We start from the raw sequence: 21,981 nt of genomic DNA, 5'->3' as shown, positions 1-21,981 counted from the left end.
GTTCATCCGTGAGCATTTGTCGGGGCATGGCAGGCTTGCAGTTTGTTGGCTTAGGAACCTTTATTCTGTGAGCTTGCCCCTATCCTGCCAATACCCCTGCCATGAAACGTCAACAGACCCTAGGTTTTGTACGAAAAGTGGTTTCTGCTAAGTTTGCCCATACCGTAGCAGCATAGGTGACGTATGGCAGGTCGTTACGAGGTCTCAAACCACGGCTGGTCGTTGATTGAGGATATTGTCTCTCCGCCACAGCGCATGGGAAGGCCCAGACGAGACGACCGGCAAATACTGAACGGTATTTTCTGGGTGCTGTGCTCTGGCGCTAAATGGCGAGATGTGCCAGAGCGCTATGGTCCGTGGACCACCGTGTATGAGCGTTTTCGTCGCTGGCGAGACGATGGCACCTTCGATGCCGTCCTCGAACGGCTGCATCTTCAACTGCGAGAAGACGGGCTGATGGATTTGGATACATGGATGGTCGACTCCACCTCCATTCGTGCCACGCGGGCTGCCTCGGGAGGTGGCAAAAAGGGGGCTCAAACGAACCGTTAGATCACGCGTTGGGCCGTAGTCGTGGCGGATTGACCACCAAAATTCATCTGCTATGTGATCGTCACGGCTGGCCCCTAACCTTCAGTGTATCGCCCGGACAGGACGCCGATTCACGCCACTTTGTTTCCACCCTGGAAAGCGTTCGCCTACCCGGATACCGCGGGCGGCCTCGCAAGCGTTGTCGCTATGTGGTGGCGGATAAAGGCTATGATAGCGAGTCTCTGCGCCGGTACTGCGATCGCCACCATATGAAGCCGATCATTCCTCAGCGCAACATGCATCGTAAACCTCGGCCCGGCTTACCCCATGGGTTTGATAAGCCGAAATATCGTGAGCGTAATGCCGTGGAACGTTGCATTGGCTGGCTCAAGGAGCTGCGGCGTATTGCGACACGCTATGACAAGTTGGCTCGCAGTTTTCGTGCCATGGTATGCCTTGCGTGCATACATCGTTGCTTGCGAGCCAACTTTTCGTACAAAACCTAATGTATAATAAGTATCGGGAATTCAAGAAAAAGGAATAGCTGATGACCTCGGAAACGTCGCGTTTCGATGAGCAGATGATCGGTCAGGCCGTCACGCTGGCCCTGGCCAACGTGGACAAGGGCGGGGAGCCGTTCGGCGCCGTTTTGACCCGAGGGACCGAGATCGTCGCCGAAGGCGTCAACGACGCCTGGATCGACCACGACCTGACCGCCCACGCCGAAATCCAGGCGCTGCGCCACGCAGGCAAAGCCGAACGGCAGGCACGCCACCCGGGCACGACCATGTACGCCAGCGGCAAGCCCTGCGCCATGTGCATGGCGGCGATGATCCAGGCCGGCGTGGCGCGCATTGTGTTCGCCGCGGATGACGACCTGGGCGGCCCCTACGGCTTTTCCACCGAAGCGCTGTACCGGCAGATGCAGGGCGACTTCGGCCGCCAGGGCATCGACGTGGTTCATCTCCCCCACCCCGAGAGCCGGGAAGCGTTCGAGCGCTTTCAGGCCCGGCAAGGCTGAGCCCGCGGCAGGGAGACACATCGATGACGGCACAGGCGGGAGCGTCCCGGCAGCATGCCCTGGTCATGCTGGCCATCATCCTCGTCGGCTTTAACCTGCGCCCGGCCATCACCTCGGTGGGGCCGCTGCTGGGCACCATCCGCGACCAGCTGGGCCTGGCCAACTGGAGCGCCGGCATCCTCACCGGCCTGCCGCTGGTGGCGTTTGCCGTCATGTCCCCGCTGGCCCCGGCCATCGGCGGCCGGCTGGGCAACGCGCGCAGCATTCTGCTCGGCCTGCTGCTGCTTACCGGCGGCATCGCCGTGCGCTCCCTGCCGTGGACGCCTACGCTGTTCGTCGGCACGGCGGTCATCGGCGTCGGCATTGCCCTGATGAACGTACTCCTGCCGGCCTTCATCAAGGACAAGCTGCCCCATCGCGTGGGCCGGATGACGAGCATCTACTCCACGGCCATGGCGATTCTCGCCGCCACCGCCGCCGGTCTTTCCGTGCCCCTGGCCAGGCTCGGCGGGCTTGGCTGGAGCTTTTCCCTGCTCGCCTGGGGGCTGATGGCGCTTGTGGGCATCGCCGTCTGGGTCATTATCGACCGCACCGAACGCCGCAACGGCAGCGCCGCGGCGCCGGCCGTGCAGCCGCCGCCGCCCGTCAGCCTGTGGAAGTCGCCTCTGGCCTGGCAGGTCACCTTCTTTATGGGCCTGCAGTCGTTCGTTTTCTATGTCCTCGTCTCCTGGCTGCCGGAGATGATGCACGACTTCGGCTTCTCGAGGGCCGCCTCGGGGTGGATGCTTTCCTATATTCAGTTCATCAGCCTGCCGGGCACCTTTTTCGCTCCGATTCTCGCCGAGAAATTCCCCCACCAGCTGGGCATTATCGCCCTGATCGGCAGCGGCGGCATCGTCGGCTTTACCGGGCTGCTGCTCGGCGGCCCGATGCCGCTCATCGTCTTCTGGATCACTATCCTGGGGCTCGCATCGGGATCGTCGATCAGCCTGTCGCTGGCCTTTCTCGGCATGCGCACGAGAAACGCCGTGCTGGCAGCCAGGCTATCGGGCATGGCCCAGTCGGTGGGCTATGTGCTGGCCGCCACCGGCCCGCTGCTGATCGGCTTTCTGTACGACCTCACCGGCACCTGGAGCGGGCCCATCATCACCATGATCGGCGTCTATGCGCTGCTGACCGTTGCCGGGCTGGGCGCGGGCAGAAACCGGTACGTGGAAGATACCCCAGCTCACTGAAGCCCGCCGCGATCAACCACTCGCGCGGCCGCCCGGCAGCCAAAGGTTTCTTGTAACGATCTTTTTTTAACGACCTCTGGTAACGACCTCTTGTTTTGCCCCGGCACGGAGGAAACATAAGCAAATAAAGATATAGGTAACGCCATTGTTCAGCGATTTAGTCAGCGATCTTGATCACTATTCGGTAGAGCCGGACCTGCTGTTGAATGTGCCCTACGTGCCCACGGACGAAAAAGTCGTCGACGAAATGCTGAGTCTGGCCGGCGTCGGCCGCCGGGACGTGCTCTACGACCTGGGCTCCGGCGACGGCCGGATCGTCGTCGCCGCCGCCATGCAGCGCGACGCGCGCGCCGTGGGTATCGAGCTTGACCCGCTGCGCGTGGCCGACGCCATGGACTATGCGGGCTCGACGGGGGTGGAATACATGGTCGACTTTGTCGAAGACGACATCTTCACCGCCGACATCAGCGAAGCCACCGTCGTCACCCTCTACCTACTCGACTCGGTCAACGTGGATCTGCGCCCCAAGCTGCTCAGCGAGCTTGCCCCGGGCACGCGGATCGTCTCCCACGCTTTCAACATGGGCGACTGGCAGGCGGACGAGCGGCGCACCTTCAGCGGCGCCATCGTCTATCTGTGGATCGTCCCTGCCCGGGTCGCCGGCACCTGGGAGTGGCGAGCTCCGGACGGCGGCCAGTATCGCGTCACGCTCGAACAGAAATACCAGCGCGTGACCGCCAGCGCCTGGTGCAACGGCCGCAAGGCCCGGGTGAAAACGGCCAAGCTCAGCGGCAGCCGGCTGACGCTGCTGCTGCGCGGAAGCGAGACCGCCCTGCTCGAGGAATACACCCTCGAATTCGCCGACGGCCGGCTGATCGACGCCACCGCCGACGAGGAAACCATCGCCCGGGCCCGAACGGCTCCGCCTGTGGCTTCCGGCGCGCGCAACGAGGAAGGCCCCGCCGCAGCGAGGCCTTCCTGACTCAGTGAGTAAAAGCGCGAACCGTCAGGCGGCCGGAGCCGGCTTCTGCGCCTCGGCTGACGCCTGCCCCTTGGCGGCCGGACGGGCGCGCAGCAGCCGCATGCCGTTGACCACCACCACCAGCACCGAGACCTGGTGGATGAACATGCCGCCGGCCATGTGCACCTCGTTGGCAAAGACGCCGGCCAGCAGCCCGGCCACGGTCAGAAGCGCGATCACCACGTTCTGGCGGATGTTGTTCAGCGTCGCCCGGGCCATGCCCACCGCCTCGGCGATCTTGCCCAGGTCGTCGGCCATCAGCGCGATATCGGCGCTCTCGATGGCGACATCGGTGCCGGCCGCGCCCATGGCGATGCCGATATCCGCCGTGGCCAGGGCCGGGGCGTCGTTGATGCCGTCGCCGACCATGGCGGTGGTGCCGCTCTCGCGCTGGATGGCCTCGATAGCCTCGAGCTTCTGCTCGGGCAAGAGCCCGGCCTGCACTTCCTCGATGCCCAGCTCGCGAGCAATGCGCCAGGCGCTGGCGGCGTGGTCGCCGGTGAGCATCACCAGCCGCTTGACCCCGGTGGCGCGCAGGGCGGAAAGCGCCTCCACCGCCTCGGGGCGAATGCGGTCGGCAAAGCCCAGCAGGCCAACAAGAACGCCGTCGACGGCCACGGCGGCGACGGTTTCGCCGCGCTCGCGGATCTCGTCAAGCGCCCTGGCCGCCGCGTCGGGCCATTCGTCGACCCGCTCCTGGAGCCAGTCCGGGCGGCCGATTTCCACCCGCCGACCTTGCCAGCGGGCGCTGATGCCGCCGCCCGCCGCGGTCTCGAAGTCGTCGGCGCGCGGGCCGCTGTAATCCGCCGACAGCGCCCGCTCCACCGCTCGGCCGAGCGGGTGCTCCGAGCCGCTCTCGGCAAGCGCCGCCCAGTGCAGCAGCCGCCGGCGCGGCTGCGTATCTTCTCCGGTAGTGGGCAGCGCCGGAATGCCGGCAAGCGGCGTCACCGTCATGACTTCGGGGCGCCCTTCGGTCAGGGTGCCGGTCTTGTCGAAGGCCACGGCGCGGATGCGCCCGGCGGTTTCCAGGTACTCGCCGCCCTTGATCAGAATGCCGCCGCGGGCAGAGCGGCCGATGCCGGCGATCACCGAGATCGGCGTGGAGATCACCAGCGCTCCCGGGCAGGCGATCACCAGCAGCGTCAGCGCCAGCGGCGCATCCCGGGTGACCGCGTAGGCGACCAGCGCCATGACGATAATCGCCGGCGTGTACCAGGTAGCGAAGCGCTCGATGAACCGCTGGGTCGGCGCCTTGGCTTCCTGGGCCTGCTCGACGCGCTGGATAATGCGCGCAAGCGTGGTGTCGGCGCCGACGCCTTCGGCGCGGATTTCGAGATAGCCGTCGTGGCTCACGGTGCCGGCAAAGACGCTGTCGGCCTCCTGCTTCTCGGCGGGGATGGGCTCGCCGGTAATCGCGCTTTCGTCGATGGCCGCGCGGCCGCCGAGAATGCTGCCGTCGACGCCGATGCGCCCGCCCGGCCGCACGATCACCGTCTCCCCGGGCTCAACCTCATGGGGCGCTACCGTGACCTCGTCGCCCTCCCGGCGCACAACGACCTCAACGGGCGCCAGCGCCAGCAGATCCTTGAGCGCCGAGCGGGTCTTGGCCAGGGTCCGCGCTTCCAGGTAGCCGCCCAGCACGAACAGGAAGGTGACCGCGGCGGACTCCCAGTACTCGCCGATAAACAGCGCCCCCACGGCGGCAACGGTAACCAGCAGCTCGATGCTGATGCTCCCCGCCCTCAGCGCGGAAAACGCCCGCAGGGCCACTTCGGTGCCCGCAACGGCGGCGGCGAAAAGCCACAGCGCGTCGGTGAGCCAGCCCGGGCCGCCGAGGAAGTAGCTGGCCGCCCCGCTCAGGCTCGCCACCCCGGCGACCAGCGCCACCGTGCCGCGCCGCTGGGCAGGGGAGCGCCAGCGGGATAACAAACGTCTTATATTCATGATGGATTGCCTCCCAAATTCAAAATGCGCTGACGCGCGCCTCGTAGCCCACATCGCGCACCGCCGATGCCAGGCGCTCGGCCTTGACCCGTTCGGGGTCGTGCTCGACCTCGATCCGCCCGGTGGCAAAGTGCACCTTGGCGTGAGTCACGCCGTCGAGCCGGCCCAGCGCTTTCTCGATCTTGGGGATGCAGGACGGGCAGTTCAGGTCGTCGCTACGCAGTAAGGTTTTCATCGCTTGTCTCCTGTCTCTGTGCGTGTCAGGGACAGAATGGGCGACGGGGAGGAAACACAACATGCGCCGGAACAAGTTGCTCCAGCGATTGGCAAAATAAGGGCAAAAAGCGCGGCGTCAGCGCCCGGGTTCGGCCTCTTCGATCAGGCGAGCGAGCCCGGCGCGGTCGCGCAGGCGTATCCACTGGCGGCCGGTGTCGACGTACCCCCGGCGCCGCAGGCCGGAAATCACCCGGCTCACGGTTTCCGCGGTGGTCGCCACCATGGCGGCCAGGTCCTGCTGGGACAGCGGCGACTGGATCAGAACGCCGCTTTCGTCGGCTTCGCCCAGCCGCTCGGCGAGGTCGAGCAGCGTCTGGGCGATTCGCGCCTCCACCGGCAGGGTGCTAAGGGAACGGATGGTGTCCTGGGCCGCTTCGAGATCCCGCGCCACGCCGTCCAAGGCGCTCAGCGCCACCGCCGGGTAGCGGTGCAGCAGGTCGCGGAAGTCCGCCAGCGTGATCAGCAGCACGCAGCACGCCGTCTGGGCTACCGCGCTCTGGGGGTAGCGGCGCCGGCCGAGCACCGTCAGGCCGCCGAAGGGGTCGCCCTGGCTCAGCAGGTCGAGCACCACCTCGTCGCCCGAAACGCTGTGCTGAAGCAGCTTGACCTTGCCGTGAGCGACCAGAAAGAGCGTCTCGGCGGGCTCGCCCTCGTGGTAGATCATTCTGCCGGTGGGGTAGTTGACGCTGCGGAACAGACGATTAACGGCGTCCCGCGCCGGCGCCGGCAATCCCCGGAAATACGGCGCGTCGCCCAGTATTTGCGCGCGCAGCTCGGCCGAACAGCTGCCGGGGCTTACATGATCATCGCTCAGCGGCGTCGTACGTTTGCGTTTCATCCGTCCACCTCCTTCACTGCCGAGCCCCAAGGTTGGTCCTTCCACGGCGCTTCGTGCAAACTGGCGTGACGTTTCACGCCGAGCAAGGAGACGCCTCTTGGCCCTGCAAGCTACCCTGTCCCACCCGGCGCTCACGGGAATACGCGAGACCTTTCCCCTGATGGGCGGCTACGTGCCGGTGGCCGTCTCGTTCGGGCTGATTGCGGTTCAGGCGGACTTCGCCCCCTGGGAGGCGATTGTCATCTCGACGCTATTCTACGCCGGCGCCTCGCAGTTTCTGTTCGTGGGGATGGTCGCCGGCGGCGCGCCGCTGTGGCTGGTCATCATCATGACGCTGCTGATCAACGTACGCCACCTGGTCTATGCGCCCAACCTGGCCCCCTGGATGACGGCGAGCCGCGGCTGGCCGTGGCTGATCCACGGCCTTACCGATCAGGTTTTTGCCCTGGCCCATCAGCGCCTGCCCCAGCTGCCGGTGGATCGGCGCCTGGGCTGGTTCGCCGGGGTCTCGCTGTTCGCCTGGGCCGGGTGGGTTGGCGGCACCGCGCTCGGCGCCTTCTCCGGCGGCTGGCTGATGTCGCGCTGGCCGCTGCTCGGCGAGGTGCTGCCCTTTGCCCTGCCGTCGCTCTTTATCGTGCTGGTGGCGCCGCGCTTCACCTCCCCGCGCTGGGGCCTGGCGCTGAGCGTCAGCATCGGCGTGGCCCTGGCCAGCGCCACGGTGGGGCTGACCAACCCGGGCATCCCCTTCGCCGCTCTATGCGGCGCCCTGTGCTTCTACCTGGTCAAGCACGCCCCAAGCCTATCGCGAGGCTTTCATGAGTAGTGCTCTCTGGCTTGCCGTGCTGGCCTCGGCGCTGGGTACCCTGCTGCTGCGGCTCTTGCCGCTGCTGTGGATGCGCCGGCGGCTTGGCAAACGCGGCGACCCCGAGGACGCCGAAGCGCTGCCCCAGTGGCTCAGCATTCTAGGGCCATTGATGATCGCGGCGGTGCTCGGCGTGTCGCTGGTGCCGCGCCACCCCGATGCCGGCTCTTGGCTGGCCACGGGGCTTGGCGTGCTGGTGACCCTGGCCGTGTGGCGGCGGGTGCGCTCGCTGGGCTGGCCGGTGGCAGCCGGCGTGGCAACGTATGGGGCGGTGGTGATGGCGCTGGGGTAAGCCGCTAAGCGCTATGCTTCCTGCTGGGCAGCGCGGGTCTTCTGCCAGTTGGGCGACCCCTCCTCAAGCTCTACCTGGTCGCCCTCGGGCTTTTCGTCCAGCCGCGTGGTGTGGGTGCCGCTATCGTCGCTCCAGGAGACCTTGTAGCCTTCGGACTCTTCGTGGGTATCCACCACGGTGCGGCATTCTTCGCGGGTAACCGTGCGCGTCTGCGGCTGGGACTGGCCGGCCTGGGCGCGCTGGCGGTTTTCCACCCGTTCCTGCACCTCGCGCCCGGCCAAGCCGCCGCCGATGGCACCGGCTGCAGTGGCCAGCTTCTTGCCCGTGCCGCCGCCCACCTGGTTACCCAGCAGGCCGCCGACAACCGCGCCGGCCGCCGAGCCGAGCAGTTTGTTCGGGTCGCTGCTTTGGGCCTGCTGCTGCGGCTGCTGCTTCACGGGCACCTGTTTCTGCACGTCTTCGCACACCTCGCGCGGGGTTTCGACGGTGCGGGTGATCTCCTGCACGTTGACGATATCGGCGTACTCCGGCCCCGTGGGCTGGTCCTGAATCTGCCAGGCGCCAAACGCCAGGCCACCCAAACCCAACACCGCAAGCGTCGATCCGACAACGATGGACTTGCTCATTACCTACCTCCCGGGCTAATGCCCCTGATTGTCTATTGCCGATGTATACACTCGGCGGCCTGAACAAGCATAACGACTTCTGCCCCAACGTTTGAAGGCGCGCGGGCGGCTTGCACTGCTTTTGAACCGCTTATGCACGCAGCCTTCACGGAGAGCGAACCACCACCCGCCCCCGCACCTTGCCGGCGGCCATGGCGTCGTGCGCTTCGGCGGCTTCGGTAAGCGAGAAGGTCGCGCCGATACGGCCCTTGAGCCGCCCGGCGGCAAGCAGGCGATTGATCGTTCCGGCGGCCCGGGCCAGATCGCTGACCGAGGCATTGCTGATGGCAAACCCGTGCAGGGACACTTCCCGAGTATACATCGCCCCCACCGGCAGCGCCGGTGCGGCCCCCTGCAGTCCGGCCATGACCACCGCCCGGCCGCCCGTCGCCAGCAGGGTATCCCCGGCGGCAAGCCCGGCTTCGCGCACCAGGCCGATATGCGCCGTGGCCGCCCCGTGCAGCACCGCCGCCGCGTCAAGCGGCGCTACCTTCGGCGGTAGCGGATACAGCCGCTCCGCGCTCACCACGGCATACTCGGCAAACGCGCCCTGGCGGCCGTCGTGGCCCAGGCTGTTGCACCAGACCCTATCGCCAACCGCAAAACCCGCTGCCCCAGACCCTGCCTCAACCACGGTGCCCACCAGGTCGCGGCCGATCACAAAGGGAAACGGCGTGGGCGTGGGAAACGCCCCGGAGCGCACGAACAGGTCCACGTGATTGACTTCGCTGGCCTCCATGCGCACCAGCGCGTCCGTCGGCCCCGGACGCGGCACCGGCAGCTCGCCGATCTCGATGTGAACGACGCCGCCCGTTTCACGAATAAAAGCAGCTTGCATAGTCGTAGGGGTTGGCATGGCGCCTCCTTCTATCGGCCTGGTTTTCAAGGTCTGTCGAGTCTTTCTTCCCACGGACGGCCACCCCTTGGGCTTAACGGCCAATGGAGAGGCTGGCCCCGCAGCTTCCTGCCCGCAAGCGACTTCGCTATGGTAGAGAAACAAAAGCCGTATTGAACCTGATCGCTCAATGCCGATACCGGCAAGGATTTGCCGATGAAGGCGCCGCACGGAGGTAATTGGATATGAGCCAGAAAGCGCTGCTCAACATCGACTACACCCACGACTTTGTCGCCGCGGACGGCAAGCTTTCCTGCGGCGTACCGGGCCAGGCGCTGGAAGACGATATCGTCGAGATCACCGAAGCGTTCATCGAAGCCGGCGACGACGTCTTCTTCGCCATCGACGCCCACCTTGAGGTCGACCCCTACCACCCGGAATCGAAGCTGTTTCCGCCGCACAACATCATGGGCACTCCGGGGCGCGAACTCTACGGCAAGCTGGCCGACGTGTACGACCGGCACCGCGATAAGCCCCACATCCACTACTTCGACAAAACCCGCTACAGCGCCTTTGTCGGCACCCCGCTGGAAACCAAGCTGCGCGAGCGCGGCATCACCGAGCTGCACCTGGTGGGCGTATGCACCGACATCTGCATCCTCCACACGGCGATCAATGCCTACAACAAGGGCTTCGATATCGTGGTGCGCGAAAAAGGCGTGGCCAGCTTCAACCAGCCCGGCCACGACGTCGCGCTCGAACATGTGAAAAACGTGCTGGGCGGAAAGGTCGTATAGAAAGCGCAACAAATGCGATACGGGCCACTAGTAGCGACAGGGCCTCAGCCTTCCGGCTCGATCAGCCCGGCGTCGTCCTCCACCGGCTTGTTGACGCGAGCGCTCACCGGCCAGTGGATCAGCGCCTCGGGCGTGAGGTGGCGCACCCGGCGGCGGATAGCGTCGCGCTGGGTCAGCTCGGCGTCCAGCCAGGGCTCAAGGCTTGGCTGATCGAGCACCAGCGGCATACGCGGGTGAACCGCTGCTGCCGCCCCGCGTGCCGGCTCGGTAATAATCGCGCAGCCAAGACGGCCGTCCGGGCGCTCTGCCCACAGGCCGGCCATCCACAGCGGCTCGCCGTCCTCTCGGGTCAGGTAGTGCGGCTGTTTGCGGCCGTCCACGTTCAGCCACTCGAACCAGCCGTTGGCCGGCACCAAACAACGCCGGTGAGCGAACGCATCGCGAAAGTACGCCGACGTCGCAACTTTTTCGGCGGTGGCGTTGATCGGCTGGGGCGCCTTCTCGTCAGCCCACCCCGGACGGTAGCCCCACCACAGCGCATCCAGGCACGGCGCATCATCGTCGCCACGCCGCACCGATCTGATCCAGGTGCCCGGCGGCACGTTATAGCGCGGCGCAAGCTCAGGCTCCGCCAGCGGCATGCCGAGCGAACGCGCCAGGGTGGAAACATCGCTGTAAAGGGCAAAGCGGCCGCACATGGTGTGCCTCGTTATATCAGCCGTATATGTTGGTAAAAGCAAAAGACAGAAGCGCTGTTACTTTTCTACTGTTACTGATGGCCTTTTTCAGCAGTGACGCCTTTGCCCATGTCATGACTGACGGCAGTGGCAGGAACTACAACGTGACAATGAACGACAGCGGCGCTGTCATGAAGTCCGGGGATGCCGTTATCTACCTCGGAAATTCGTGCGACGCTTTTTCAGAAAAATACGGTCGTGGCACCTGGGGCTGGGCCAACGGTGGCGTCATCATACAATTCATCGACCATCGTGTCGGGTTTCCTCGCCAGGAATCACCGTTCAACGACAGCCGGTGCCCAATCTGAAGAACAGGCCTCTGTTCAGGTCATAGCCACAGCAGGCGCACCACGGCAACGTTGGCGAAGCTCACCAGCAGCAGAAAACTGACGTAGGTAAGCACCAGATAGCGAAAATAGTTGTTCCGGCTGTGCTTCACAATGCCGGCGTCTTCCTGGTGGGCGCGGTGCGCCGCAGCAATCTTGGCAAACAGCGTCAGCTCAACGTGCATCAGCACCAGGGTAATCAAGGCCAGCATACTGCCCAGCAGCGGCGCGATCAGAATCCAGCTTTGCAGCACCTGGGTAATGTCGGGCTTGAGGTACGGCACCGCCCCCAGCAGCACCACGGCGATGGTGATCTGAAACAGCTTTTGCCAGATGTGGTCATGGCGGTACTTGTATTCATCCCACAGCAGCGCTTCGGGGCCATCTATGTAGTACATGCGGTGCTCCTTACCGAGCTCTATTGTGGGTATTCAAGGCAAGGTCTCGGCGTCACGTTCATTATTCAGCTTAGCGGCAAGTATCCCCGGCTCTGCTGCCGGCCACCGGCCCCACTGCGACTGGCCGGGTATGAGAGCGAGCGTAGCGCTTCGCCGCATGAATGAGAAGGCACTTATCACCCGACACGACCCGCCACAGCGCGGCGCTTTTCAAGCCCGCGATTATTGGCTAATGTCAGGAGTTGGTTCAGCGTCAAGGATGGCGATATGAGCGCAAAACACCGAATTGGCAAGCGGCGTTTTCTCGGCTATTTGCACAAGCTGGCGGTCGGTGAAGGCGTCGATGAAGCGGCGTTCAAGCGCGGAATGGCCGAGCTGGGCCTGGACGAGCAGGCGCTGCTGGGCGGTGCCCGACGCGAGTTTGTGCGCGGGCGGCAAGCACGCTTTCACGACTACCATCAGACAACGCTCGACGACTGGGTGGCGTGGCTGGAGGAAGCCCACGCCTCGGAGCGCATCGAAGGCGCCCGCCTGGGCAACAGCCATCGGGCGCGGGTCAGCGGCGCCGTGCTGCTGATGCGCCGTCATGACCAGCGCCACCCTCAGGTCATTCTGGTCGAAGACGACACGCCGCACTTTCCCGTTCCCCCTGCGCCCCGGGCGCTGCTGGTGGAGAATCTGGAAAACTTTCTGGCGCTGGACGCTACCCTCGCGCTGCTGCCCGAGTGCGGGCTGGGCACAGAATGGCAGCAGGCCGACGTGCTTTACGGCAGCGGCAACAGCGTCACCAACCACATGCTCACCCCGGCCCTGCAGCGCTATCAGGCCATCGGCTGCCTGTTTGATCCGGACCCGGGCGGCATTCGCATGTGTGACACCCTCTTCCGCCGCGGCAGCCTTCCGCCCCTGCAGTTCGTCGCCCCCAGCAACCTGGAAGAACGCCTGCAGCGCGCCGCCGCGCCGCGCCTGGTCAGCCCCGCACAGCGCCGCGAGCTATCCCGCTATATCAGCCGCACGCCGCCGGTGGCCAAGGTCGCCGAGCTTATCCGACGCAGCGGACGCAGCCTGGAACAGGAAACCTATCTCGCAGGCCTGCCACCCCACTCAGGAGAGCTTTCATGACGCTGGGTTTTGATACCTTCCGCTTCAAGCAGCTGATTTTCGTTAACAGCGCCGCCTACGCCTATACCCGAGTGCGCATTGACCAGCACACCGCCCTGTTTGGCAGCAACAACCTGGGCAAGACCTCGATGCTCAACGCCCTGAAGCTGTTTTTGCTGCCCGAAATCAACTTCCGCAAATGCCAGCAGAAGTTCAACTTCCGCGGCACCAACGGCAAGATTTATGACGCGCTGGCCAGCTTTCGCTACTACTTTCCCGAAGATCGCTCCTTTATCACCCTGGAAGCCGAAAACCCGCACGGCACCTTCTGCATTGCGCTGCACCGCGGCAGCGCCACGGATAATCAGGAATACGCGCGTATGGTGGTGCCCTGCGCCTACAGCGAGATAGAACCGCTGTTCTGGGACATGGAAGCCGACGACGACAGCGGCATTGGCGGCCCGGTAGAGGCCATGACGCTGAAAGACACCCTGGCCGAGCTGCGCCGTCTGGGCGGCGAGCCGCTGAGCGAGCGCAAGACCATCCAGCAGCGGCTGTTCACCAGCCAGCCCCACCACCCCACCGCCGGCCGCTTTAGCCTGTTGCCGCTGCGCAACGACGCCGGTGCCCGGGAGATCGAAGCCTGGCGCAAGCTGATTCATCTGGCCTTTGATATTGCCGCCCAGGACCAGCGCACCCTGCCCGACACCCTGGCCACCATTATGGAGGGCCAGAAAAGCCGCCGGCAGGAACAGCTGGACGTGGACATCAGCGACATCGTCGACGAAGCGCGTAAGCTGCGCGCCGACGGCGACCGCATTACGCGCCTGGTCAACGCTCAGGACGAATGGCAGGCATTTGACGTCCTCTACCAAAGCGAGCGCGACCACCGCAGGCTGGCCGCCCAGCGCTACGCCGACCTGGCACAGAGCGTCACCCGGGAAAAAGATCGCCTGGACGAAGCCGTGCGCCTCGCCGGCGGCGAGCTGCGAGACGCCGCCAACGCAGAAGAAACCCTGCGCCGGGACAAAAGCACCCTTGAGCGCAACGTCACCCAGCACGAAACCCGGCTGGAAGGCCTGCAGCAGCAGGCGCACAAACTACGCCACGACATCAACGCTGCCAACGCCACGCTTAACGCCTTCCCCAGCCTGACGCCGGACGAAGCGGCGGCCGCGCTGCAGGAACGCATCGACCAGCAGTAGGAGATAATCAAAAGCTACGACAGCAAGGAAGCCGCCCAGCACCAGCTGGCCGAGGTGAACCGCCGCCTGGAGGGCAACAAACGCAAGGCCCAGCAGATGCGCCACGCGCTGGATAACCACAGCCCCACCCTGCTGGACGCACTCCCCGCGCGGGACGCCGGAGTTCTGTACTCCCTCAACCCGGCGCTGGGCAGCACTCACGGCACCCCAGGCCCGGAACAGCTCGCCGCCTTCCGCCATTTCAGCGAGCAGTTTTACGCGGATAGCGGCGTGCTGGTGCTCGGCCACCCGCCCGACCACATCACCCTTGGCGGCATTGTCTGGCAGGCCTACGATGCCGAACACAATCGGCAGCAGGCCGAGCACGAGCTTGCCCAGCTGCAGCACCATATCGACCGCGATAGCAAACAGCGCGACGAGCTGATGCGCGCCGCCACCCTTACCGCCGACGAGATCCGCCGGCACCGCCAGAACGCCGCTGAAGCAGAAGAGAGCACCCGCCGCGAACGCTCGACTCTTATGGCCAAGGCCGCCAACGAAGACCAGGCCACAACCCTGACGGATGACATCGACACGCTCAGCCAAACGCTGGAGGAAGCCCGCCAGCAGCGTAACCGCAACGCCACCGAACATGCCCAGGCCGACGAAGCGCGCCAGGCAGCACAGCAGCGGCACAACGTCGCCAAGGGCGAGCGCGATATTCTCGAAAACCTTGAGCGCCGCCTGAACGCCCTGGGCCGGGATGCCGACAGCGTCTTCGGCCGCGCCCACCGGCATCTGGAGCCAGCGCCCTGTTCGCTCAATGACGACGCCGTTACCGCGCTGGAAAACGACGTGCGCGAGCTGCGCGGCCAGTGGCAGCAGCTGGAAACTCAGCTGCGCCAGCTGCTGGCCCGCCGGCTGCTCGGGGATGACGCCAGCGCCGACATGACCATGGCCTTTGACGACGCCGCCGTCAGCCGCTTTCACGAACAGCTGCGCGAACGCTACAGCAACCTGGAAACCCTGCGCGCCCACTACCGCCACAACGTCGAGCGGCACAACATGACCACCCATTCCCAGGTGGAGATTCTGCGCCGGGCCAAGGACTACGTCAGCGCCTTTATGAGCGGCATCAACAAGGAGCTGGGGCAGTTTCGTATTTCCAACCTGGAAGAGGTGCGCATTGACTACCGGCTTCACCCGCGTTTTCAGCAGCTGCTCGACGACCTTGACCGCGCCGACCTGCTCGGCAATGAGCTTCAGGATGAGCACGTCTACGAACAGCTACAGGCCTTTCAGGCGGACTTCTTCTCCCCGGAAGCGGCGCGCACGGGCAGCGTGCTCAGCATGGACCAGATTCTGCACTCGGTGTTTTATCGCTACCGCCTTCAGGGCGAAGACGGCTGGACGGGTAACGCCCAGTCCAACGGCACCACCATGATGATTACTACCAACCTGCTGTCAGTGCTGATCTCACGGCTGATGGCGCCAGATGCCCGGGTGAGTATGCCGCTGGTGATGGACGAGTTCGGCTCGCTGGAAGTGCGCAACATGCGCACCGCACGGGAAATGGCCGAACGCCACGGCTACAGCCTCTTTGTGGCCAGCCCCAACCGCGACGCCAACATCATCCAGGTGCTGGAAAACTACGTGCATCTGGGGCTGTTCAACGCCGAACGCGCCTACTCCAGCAAGCGCAGCGTGGTGCACCACGGCCTGTGCGAATCGTTTGGCGCAACCGGCAGCCTCCGCCGGCGTCAGCCGCCGCCCGAGAGGCTGCCGTCATGATCGTCAAGGCGCCCTATATCCTCAAACAGCTGATCGACTACCGGCAGCACTTCACCCCGCTGGTCGATCACATGGAACAGCACCACGGCACCACCGAGATCCCCCTGCGGCTGTATCGCCGGCAGGTTCGCGCGGCCGCCGATGCCGCCGCGCAGGCGGTCAGCAAGCGTGAAGGCGAGCGCGTGTTTCAGACCCTTGCGGAAAACAACCTGGAGCACGAACGCCTGATTGTGCGCAAGGAACAAGCCCGGGGCACCCTGATGTTCGCCCCCTTCGTGCTGGAAATGCTGCGCCACTTCGACGTCAGCCGGCTGCAGGGGCTCAGCCAAACCGAGCTGGAAGACCTGCGCCGCGGCCTGAACCAGAGCCTCGATGCCTTTGAACAGCTGCCGCTGACGTTCGACGACGAAGACTTCTGCGACGAGCTGCGCCTGCTTAGGCGCCGCACTCAGGACACCCTGGCCAACATTCAGGCGAGCGTCGCCACCCTTGGTGCCCAGAGCGACCGCCTGGGCCGCATCGTCGACTATCAGGACATCGCGCGCCTGGAAGACGCCGCGCAAACCCGCGAAGCGCTCAGGCACATCAACCGCATCTACCAGCGCCATATTCTGCCGGCGCTCAAGTTTCTTGACCCGCAAACGGCGTTCAAACAGGGTATTCCGGCGATTACCGCCATCTACCGGATCGCCGATCTGATGCGCGACGCCGGCCTCCCCGAGCTGGACGAAGAGCTGCGGCTGGCCGCCAACGCCATTCACGTCTACATCAAGGATATTGACGCCCTGCGCCGCTCGCTGGAGCGCTACGTGCGCCAGAACCAGCGGCAGCGCCAGCAGTACGACTCCGTCGAAAGCGCCTTCAACCGGCTGCGCGAGGCCACCGAAGCCCTGCACGACGGCAGCCTGCGGGACAAATACATTCCGCTTAACGACCCGGCCATTCGGCGGCCCGGCACCTTTGCCGGCATTAAACGCCTGCGCCTGCCCGGGCTCGACTGGCGCGACATCGACCACCGAGCCGACCTGGAAGAGTTCACCGACCGCCGCATTGCCGAGCTGCGCGACGCCCGTGATCAGCAAGGCTCCGTTACCGTGGACCCGGCCCACACCGGCCTGAACGAGGCCGACCTGGCCCGGCAGCGCCGCCAGCAGGAAGTACAGGCATTACTGCAAGGCTGGCAGCTACCTCACGGCTGCGGCGACCTGCACCAGGCGCTGCACGACTTTTTGCAGGCCCGGCTTGCCGACTACACCCTTTACGACCTGCTGGACGCGCTGGACTGGGTCATGGCCCGCCCCGAGCTTGGCTACCGGGCGCGCTTTTGCCACCACGTGCTGGCGTACGGCGAGCTGGAGCTGGCCTACCACCCGCTGACGCCCCTGCCCACACCGAAGGAAACGCCCCATGCATGACGACTACGACACACCCGACAGCCCACAGGGCCCCGTGGTCAACCGCCGGCTGAGCCAAGAGGCATTTCGCCAGCTGACCGCCGGCAGCGTCATCAATCAGCACTGCATCCGCGACGGCGAGCCGGTCGCCAACCCGCTGTTTCAGGAGCTGTATAAAGAGCGCGACCGCTACTACGTCGGGGCCTACGCCAACATGGGCATGGAGCTGGTACAGCGGCCTGGGTTTTTCTACGTGCGCTCGCTGGCCGGCGACGACAGCGAAGACCCCATCAGCTCCGCCGCCATCCGCCCCATTCAGGGCGTACTGCTGGTACTCGGCCGCGGCGTGCTGGAAGCCGGCTATATGTTTGATCTGCTGACCACGCATGAGGCAGGCGCCAGCCCGGCGCTGCTGGAGCAGATCGGCAGCAATACGACAATGCAGCAGATTCTTGCCGCCTGCCACATCGACCGCCCGCTGCCCGAAGCGGCTAAAATCGCCCTCTTCGACCGCCACATCGCCTACTACAACGCCCGCGGCCACCTGGTACTCGCCGATGCCGGCCAAGCGTTTTTTAACGATATTTTTCAGGAAGAACAGGCGGAAACCCCTGAATAGACGCCTTCAGCAGCGCCTGAATTAGCCCGCCGGCTCCGATCAGTCCGACTGCTGATTGTGCCGAGGCTTGCCCCGACGCTGGGTGGCAGCCATCTTTTCCAGCTCCTCATCGCTCATGGAGTCGTACATCGACCTTGCGGCTCCGTCGAGCTCGCTGACTTTCTGCTCGCCGCGCCGGGCCGCCAGCGCGGCACCAGCCGCCATTTGCTGAGCCTTTGATTTTGCCGGCATGCTGCTCCCTCCTCTGCTGTTCAAGGGTGTGGCTACCTCTGAACTTATGCCGCCTATCGCAAGTAGTCAAAAGCCAATCTACTCAAGCATCGTGGCGCCTCCTTCGGCCACGATGTGGGTATGGCTCACCAGAGCACCATGCATCAGAAAACCATGCAAGAAATATGCAACCTTCGCAGGTTGCCAGCAAGGCAGTTGATAAAATCGTGGTTTTTACACTAATTTTAGTCACTCAGACAAACTAGGAGGAAGTCACTATGCGAGATACGCAGGATCTTTTTCCGACCCGTTTGGAACGCAAGCTCGGCATGTTCGAGCGCATTGACCCCGTCGTCCACAGCGACGATAAACAGCGCGCTGACGGGCCACTGAGCCAAAAGGAGCTGGACGAATTCGACGAAAAGGGCTTTCTCTCGTTCGAGAATTTCTTTGACGAAGAAGAGATGCAGGCCTTTATCCAGGAGTTGCGCGAGTACGAGGATGACGACGACCTGAAGCTCTCGGAGGGGACTATTCTTGAGCCGGGGAAAGAGGAAATCCGTTCCATCTTCGGTATCCACGAAGTCTCCAAGCGCTTCAGCCGCCTGACCCGCGACCCCCGCCTTTTGGCCATGGTCCAGCAGATCCTCGGCAGCGATGTCTATATCCACCAGTCGCGCATCAACTACAAGCCGGGCTTTAAGGGCAAGGGCTTTGACTGGCACTCCGACTTCGAGACCTGGCACAGCGAAGACGGCATGCCGCGCATGCGCTCCCTGAGCTGCTCGATCATTCTCACCGACAACGGCGAGTTCAACGGCCCGCTGATGCTGATCCCCGGCTCGCACAAGTACTTTATTCCCTGCGTGGGGCGTACGCCGGAGAATAACTACAAGGAGTCGCTGAAGAGTCAGGAAATCGGCGTGCCGGATGCCGCCAGCCTGAAAAAGCTGATGATGGAAAACGACATCGAAGCACCCAAGGGCGCCTCGGGCTCGCTGGTCATGTTCGAGTGCAACACGCTCCACGGCTCGAATATCAACATGTCCTGCTGGCCGAGAAGCAATCTCTTCTTTGTCTACAACAGCGTAAAAAACACGCTTCACGACCCGTATTGCGGTAACAAGCCACGCCCGGAGTTTCTTGCTACGCGCAAGAACTGGGACCCCCTCAAGCCCGTAGACGCCAAAAAGCGCTCATAGCGGCAAGCAGAGCAGCGCAACCAACAGCGCTGCCCTTTTACCTGTCGCCTTACCTGCGGCGACAGGCCCTGTTAATGAAGGTGCAAAGAAGGAGGGCTTGCCCATGGCAGAGCATCAACAACCCCCGCAGCAGCAGGCGCATCAGCCGGGTGCCGAGCACAAAATGCACCCGGAGCCCGAGTACATTCGCGAGAGCTACCGGGGAAGCGACAAACTTAGCGACAAAGTGGCCGTGATTACCGGGGGCGATAGCGGTATCGGCCGTGCGGTTGCGCTGCATTTCGCCCGCGAAGACGCCGACTGTGTGCTTGTCTACCTGGACGAAACCCGCGATGCCGAGGCGACCCAAAAGCTGGTCGAGGCCGAGGGGCGGCGCTGCCTGCTGCTCCAGGGCGACGTCGGCGAGGCGGCGTTCTGCCGGGAAGCGATTGACCAAACCCTCGAAACCTTTGGCAGGGTCAATATCCTGGTCAATAATGCGGCGGAACAGTACGACTGGGACGACGTCACCCAGATCCCCGATGATCAGCTCCTGCGCACCTTCCAGACCAACATCTTCAGCCACTTTTACATGAGCAAGGCTGCCCTGCCCCATATGCGGGAAGGTGACACCATCATCGCCACCTCTTCGATCAACGCCTTCAAGGGCAACGATACCCTGATCGACTACTCCGCCACCAAGGGCGCCATTCAAGGGCTGGTGCGCTCGCTGGCGATCTCGCTGGTCGACAAAGGCATCCGCGTCAATGCGGTAGCGCCCGGGCCGGTATGGACGCCGCTGATACCCGCCAGCTTCGATGCCGAGAAGGTCGAGGGCTTCGGCGGCCAGGTGCCCATGGACCGCGCCGGCCAGCCAAGCGAGATAGGCCCGGCCTACGTCTATCTGGCCAGCGAAGAGTCGTCCTACATGACCGGGCAAACCCTGCACCTTAACGGGGGCGTGGTGCTCAATACCTGAATGTGAGGTTGCCAGGGTGGCAAACGGCAGCATGGATGCTCTATATGCCTGCTGACGGTCGCCGCTATCGAGGACATGGTCGCCGAAGCCCATGAAAGCGATACCGATACCCACCTTTCGCCGCTGGCTTTCGTTAGCGGTTTCGTTCTTTTTATTCTGGTATCGGCGGGGCTTAAAAGCGCGCTCGCGTGATCCGCAAGAACCGGAAGGCTTTTACGACGAAGCCCCGGCGCCTGTGCCCACACCGAGACGGGAAAACGGCACGATCTCATATTCCTCCGCGAGCCGCGCCGCGGTATGCGCGATATGCGCCGGCGTGATGTCGCAACAGCCGCCAATCACCGTCGCCCCGCTGCCCAGCCACTGCTTTATATACGCATGATAGGCATCGGGAGAAAGGTCTTCCCGCGCCTCCAGCGCATCCACCAATCCGTCTTTTATCAGCGCATCCACGGACTTGAAGGCGTTGGCATAGCCACCGGCGACTGCGCACCGCTCGACCAGCGCCGGCATGGAGTCGGCTATCCATTGAGGGTCGCAGCAGTTCAGCAAAATCGCCGTCGGCCGATAAAAGGCAACGGCCGCAGCGGCCTCGTCGAGGGTTTCGCCGGATTTCAGCCGGCCGTCCGCCTCCAGCCGAAACGCGACGGCGTACGGTTTGCCCAACCGGTGGGCGGCATCGCAGGCGGCGCGAGCCTCAAGAGTGTTGGTCATGGTTTCGATCAGAAACACGTCCGCCGCCGCCTGTAGCTCGACCAGCTGGGCGTACTCCGCCTGCAGATCCTCGAAAGAACGCGCCGGCCGACCACGATAGCTGGCGGCCAAGGGCGGCAGACACCCGGCCACGTCGACGTCGGCTGCGGTTTCGTCGATGGCACGGTGAAGCGCCTCAAAGGCCTGCTGATGCACGCGGGCCAGCTGCTCTTCCATGCCCTGATGACGCAGGCGCGTCGGCGTCGCGGAATACGTATTCAGCGTCAGGGTTTTGGCCCCGGCACGGATAAAATCCGCGTGCACGGCCGTCACGATCTCGGGCTGGGTTTGCATGACCGCCACCGACCAAAGCGGTGAGCTCACATCACGTGCGCGCCGGTACACCTCCTGCCCAAGACCGCCGTCAAGAAGTACGACAGATCGCATAACACCTGGCCTCCGTTGAAATCAGGCTTCCAGAATACTCGCGCCACCCTGAGCCGTACAGCAGCGGCCGCAGGACGCGCTGCACGCGTCGCCTGCCACATCGAGCGTCCGCTACCCGAAGCCGCCAAGGTCGCCCTCGTCGACCGCAACATCGCCTACTACAACGCCCGCGGCCACCTGGTACTCGCCGACGCCGGCAAAGCGTTTTTTAACGATATTTTTCGGGAAACGCCGGTGGGTGGGAGTGGGTAGAGGTGTTTAGCTGCGCATTTTCCCGCATTACTGTCGAAGACCATCAAGTGCTTGCTGTAGGTGCTCCAAGGATTGCCGGTGCTTCTCCGGTGGCATCTTCGCATGTTGGCCAACTTCCACCTCACGGCCGGCAGCCGGTCAACGCCAGAAAGCGATAGCCGCTGCCATTCGGGAACTCCCCGCTTGAACGACAGAAGAAAGCGCACGTCTTCGTCTGTGATCAGTTGCCCTAGGGTGTGTTAACAATCATTAGTTTCGTTTAAACTGATTTAGTATTCATAGATTTTGGTGGGCCATGAGTCGGTTGAAGTTACGCGATGATCAGTGGGAGCGAATCGAGCACCTGCTCCCC

25 protein-coding genes are annotated in these 21,981 nt (G+C 64.1%); 16 read left to right on the top strand and 9 right to left on the bottom strand.

All coding sequences use genetic code 11. From position 1 onward, the window contains the following. Window positions 1–183: 183 nt before the first annotated feature. From RS027_RS12315 to RS027_RS12300, 4 genes are all read left to right on the top strand, one after another. Window positions 184–1,037, top strand: a protein-coding gene (locus RS027_RS12315; RefSeq protein WP_311957379.1) for an IS5 family transposase whose coding sequence is annotated in 2 segments (ribosomal slippage) — window positions 184–526 and window positions 526–1,037 — 855 coding nt in all. Because the reading frame shifts where the segments join, the coding sequence is not laid out codon by codon here. A gap of 41 nt (window positions 1,038–1,078) precedes the next feature. Continuing rightward, window positions 1,079–1,552, top strand: a complete 474-nt coding sequence (locus RS027_RS12310) for a nucleoside deaminase (RefSeq protein ID WP_311957378.1) — start codon at window positions 1,079–1,081, stop codon at window positions 1,550–1,552. Window positions 1,553–1,575: 23 nt separating this feature from the next. After that, entirely contained in the window at window positions 1,576–2,787 is a 1,212-nt protein-coding gene (locus RS027_RS12305; RefSeq protein WP_311957376.1) for a CynX/NimT family MFS transporter, read from the top strand. Between the two features lie 145 nt (window positions 2,788–2,932). Continuing rightward, complete coding sequence (locus tag RS027_RS12300) at window positions 2,933–3,769, top strand: hypothetical protein (protein ID WP_311957374.1); 837 nt, start codon at window positions 2,933–2,935, stop codon at window positions 3,767–3,769. Window positions 3,770–3,793: 24 nt separating this feature from the next. Here RS027_RS12300 and RS027_RS12295 read toward each other — a convergent pair whose 3' ends face one another. The 3 genes from RS027_RS12295 to RS027_RS12285 all read right to left on the bottom strand — a co-directional run bounded on the left by RS027_RS12295 (window position 3,794) and on the right by RS027_RS12285 (window position 6,866). Beyond that, a complete protein-coding gene (locus RS027_RS12295) occupies window positions 3,794–5,752 on the bottom strand; it encodes a heavy metal translocating P-type ATPase (RefSeq protein WP_311957373.1) in 1,959 nt (652 codons plus the stop codon). 19 nt (window positions 5,753–5,771) lie between these two features. Further along, a complete protein-coding gene (locus RS027_RS12290; RefSeq protein ID WP_311946210.1) occupies window positions 5,772–5,987 on the bottom strand; it encodes a heavy-metal-associated domain-containing protein in 216 nt (71 codons plus the stop codon). Between the two features lie 117 nt (window positions 5,988–6,104). Next, complete coding sequence (locus RS027_RS12285) at window positions 6,105–6,866, bottom strand: Crp/Fnr family transcriptional regulator (RefSeq protein ID WP_311957372.1); 762 nt, start codon at window positions 6,864–6,866, stop codon at window positions 6,105–6,107. A gap of 160 nt (window positions 6,867–7,026) precedes the next feature. On the opposite strand from RS027_RS12285, the gene RS027_RS12280 reads away from it, so the two are divergent. Together RS027_RS12280 and RS027_RS12275 are read left to right on the top strand one after the other, a co-directional pair. Then, window positions 7,027–7,689, top strand: coding sequence for an AzlC family ABC transporter permease (locus RS027_RS12280; RefSeq protein ID WP_376717600.1), 663 nt, complete (start codon window positions 7,027–7,029; stop codon window positions 7,687–7,689). Beyond that, window positions 7,682–8,020: an AzlD domain-containing protein gene (locus RS027_RS12275; protein WP_311957370.1), complete on the top strand. Its 339-nt coding sequence runs from the start codon at window positions 7,682–7,684 to the stop codon at window positions 8,018–8,020. The genes RS027_RS12280 and RS027_RS12275 overlap by 8 nt, the downstream gene beginning before the upstream one ends. A gap of 11 nt (window positions 8,021–8,031) precedes the next feature. Here RS027_RS12275 and RS027_RS12270 read toward each other — a convergent pair whose 3' ends face one another. Then, window positions 8,032–8,646: a glycine zipper 2TM domain-containing protein gene (locus RS027_RS12270; protein WP_311957368.1), complete on the bottom strand. Its 615-nt coding sequence runs from the start codon at window positions 8,644–8,646 to the stop codon at window positions 8,032–8,034. 145 nt (window positions 8,647–8,791) lie between these two features. After that, a complete protein-coding gene (locus RS027_RS12265; protein WP_311957366.1) occupies window positions 8,792–9,541 on the bottom strand; it encodes an alcohol dehydrogenase catalytic domain-containing protein in 750 nt (249 codons plus the stop codon). Between the two features lie 224 nt (window positions 9,542–9,765). Between RS027_RS12265 and RS027_RS12260 the strand changes: the two genes are divergently transcribed. Next, a complete protein-coding gene (locus RS027_RS12260) occupies window positions 9,766–10,317 on the top strand; it encodes a cysteine hydrolase family protein (RefSeq protein ID WP_311957365.1) in 552 nt (183 codons plus the stop codon). Window positions 10,318–10,361: 44 nt separating this feature from the next. On the opposite strand, the gene RS027_RS12255 is transcribed toward RS027_RS12260, so the two are convergent. Continuing rightward, window positions 10,362–11,015: an SOS response-associated peptidase gene (locus tag RS027_RS12255; protein WP_311957364.1), complete on the bottom strand. Its 654-nt coding sequence runs from the start codon at window positions 11,013–11,015 to the stop codon at window positions 10,362–10,364. A 26-nt stretch (window positions 11,016–11,041) separates the two neighbouring features. On the opposite strand from RS027_RS12255, the gene RS027_RS12250 reads away from it, so the two are divergent. Continuing rightward, window positions 11,042–11,362, top strand: a complete 321-nt coding sequence (locus tag RS027_RS12250; RefSeq protein WP_311957352.1) for a hypothetical protein — start codon at window positions 11,042–11,044, stop codon at window positions 11,360–11,362. A gap of 20 nt (window positions 11,363–11,382) precedes the next feature. Here RS027_RS12250 and RS027_RS12245 read toward each other — a convergent pair whose 3' ends face one another. Further along, entirely contained in the window at window positions 11,383–11,778 is a 396-nt protein-coding gene (locus RS027_RS12245; protein ID WP_311957349.1) for a hypothetical protein, read from the bottom strand. 267 nt (window positions 11,779–12,045) lie between these two features. Between RS027_RS12245 and RS027_RS12240 the strand changes: the two genes are divergently transcribed. Genes RS027_RS12240 through RS027_RS12220 form a run of 5 tightly spaced genes read left to right on the top strand, consistent with a single transcriptional unit; the run spans window position 12,046 to window position 17,867 of the window. Then, a complete protein-coding gene (locus RS027_RS12240) occupies window positions 12,046–12,900 on the top strand; it encodes a hypothetical protein (RefSeq protein WP_311957345.1) in 855 nt (284 codons plus the stop codon). Further along, window positions 12,897–14,084, top strand: a complete 1,188-nt coding sequence (locus RS027_RS12235) for an Mks condensin complex protein MksF (RefSeq protein ID WP_311957343.1) — start codon at window positions 12,897–12,899, stop codon at window positions 14,082–14,084. Before RS027_RS12240 ends, RS027_RS12235 begins: the two co-directional genes overlap by 4 nt. 54 nt (window positions 14,085–14,138) lie before the next feature. Continuing rightward, window positions 14,139–15,854, top strand: a complete 1,716-nt coding sequence (locus RS027_RS12230) for a hypothetical protein (RefSeq protein WP_311957341.1) — start codon at window positions 14,139–14,141, stop codon at window positions 15,852–15,854. Continuing rightward, complete coding sequence (locus tag RS027_RS12225) at window positions 15,851–17,269, top strand: hypothetical protein (protein WP_311957340.1); 1,419 nt, start codon at window positions 15,851–15,853, stop codon at window positions 17,267–17,269. The genes RS027_RS12230 and RS027_RS12225 overlap by 4 nt, the downstream gene beginning before the upstream one ends. Continuing rightward, window positions 17,262–17,867 (top strand): condensin complex protein MksE, encoded by a 606-nt coding sequence (locus RS027_RS12220; protein WP_311957337.1) that lies wholly within the window; start codon window positions 17,262–17,264, stop codon window positions 17,865–17,867. Before RS027_RS12225 ends, RS027_RS12220 begins: the two co-directional genes overlap by 8 nt. 39 nt (window positions 17,868–17,906) lie before the next feature. On the opposite strand, the gene RS027_RS12215 is transcribed toward RS027_RS12220, so the two are convergent. Further along, entirely contained in the window at window positions 17,907–18,098 is a 192-nt protein-coding gene (locus RS027_RS12215) for a DUF3008 family protein (RefSeq protein WP_311957333.1), read from the bottom strand. A gap of 257 nt (window positions 18,099–18,355) precedes the next feature. On the opposite strand from RS027_RS12215, the gene thpD reads away from it, so the two are divergent. Beyond that, on the top strand, window positions 18,356–19,279 hold the full coding sequence (thpD, locus tag RS027_RS12210) for an ectoine hydroxylase (RefSeq protein ID WP_311957331.1): 924 nt from the start codon (window positions 18,356–18,358) through the stop codon (window positions 19,277–19,279). A gap of 103 nt (window positions 19,280–19,382) precedes the next feature. Beyond that, window positions 19,383–20,237 (top strand): SDR family oxidoreductase, encoded by an 855-nt coding sequence (locus RS027_RS12205; protein ID WP_311957329.1) that lies wholly within the window; start codon window positions 19,383–19,385, stop codon window positions 20,235–20,237. Window positions 20,238–20,450: 213 nt separating this feature from the next. Here the strand turns inward: RS027_RS12205 and RS027_RS12200 are convergent, their stop codons facing one another. Next, complete coding sequence (locus tag RS027_RS12200; RefSeq protein ID WP_311957327.1) at window positions 20,451–21,377, bottom strand: homocysteine S-methyltransferase family protein; 927 nt, start codon at window positions 21,375–21,377, stop codon at window positions 20,451–20,453. A 15-nt stretch (window positions 21,378–21,392) separates the two neighbouring features. Here RS027_RS12200 and RS027_RS12195 point away from each other — a divergent pair, with 15 nt between their 5' ends. Beyond that, complete coding sequence (locus tag RS027_RS12195; RefSeq protein WP_311957325.1) at window positions 21,393–21,629, top strand: hypothetical protein; 237 nt, start codon at window positions 21,393–21,395, stop codon at window positions 21,627–21,629. The last annotated feature ends 352 nt before the right edge of the window (window positions 21,630–21,981 follow it).

Origin of the sequence: Halomonas garicola (assembly GCF_031935715.1) — a bacterium.
GTDB classification, from domain to species: Bacteria; Pseudomonadota; Gammaproteobacteria; order Pseudomonadales; family Halomonadaceae; genus Vreelandella; species Vreelandella garicola.
Note: the sequence above shows the minus strand (reverse complement) of the source record. Positions and strands in the feature narration are given on the sequence as shown.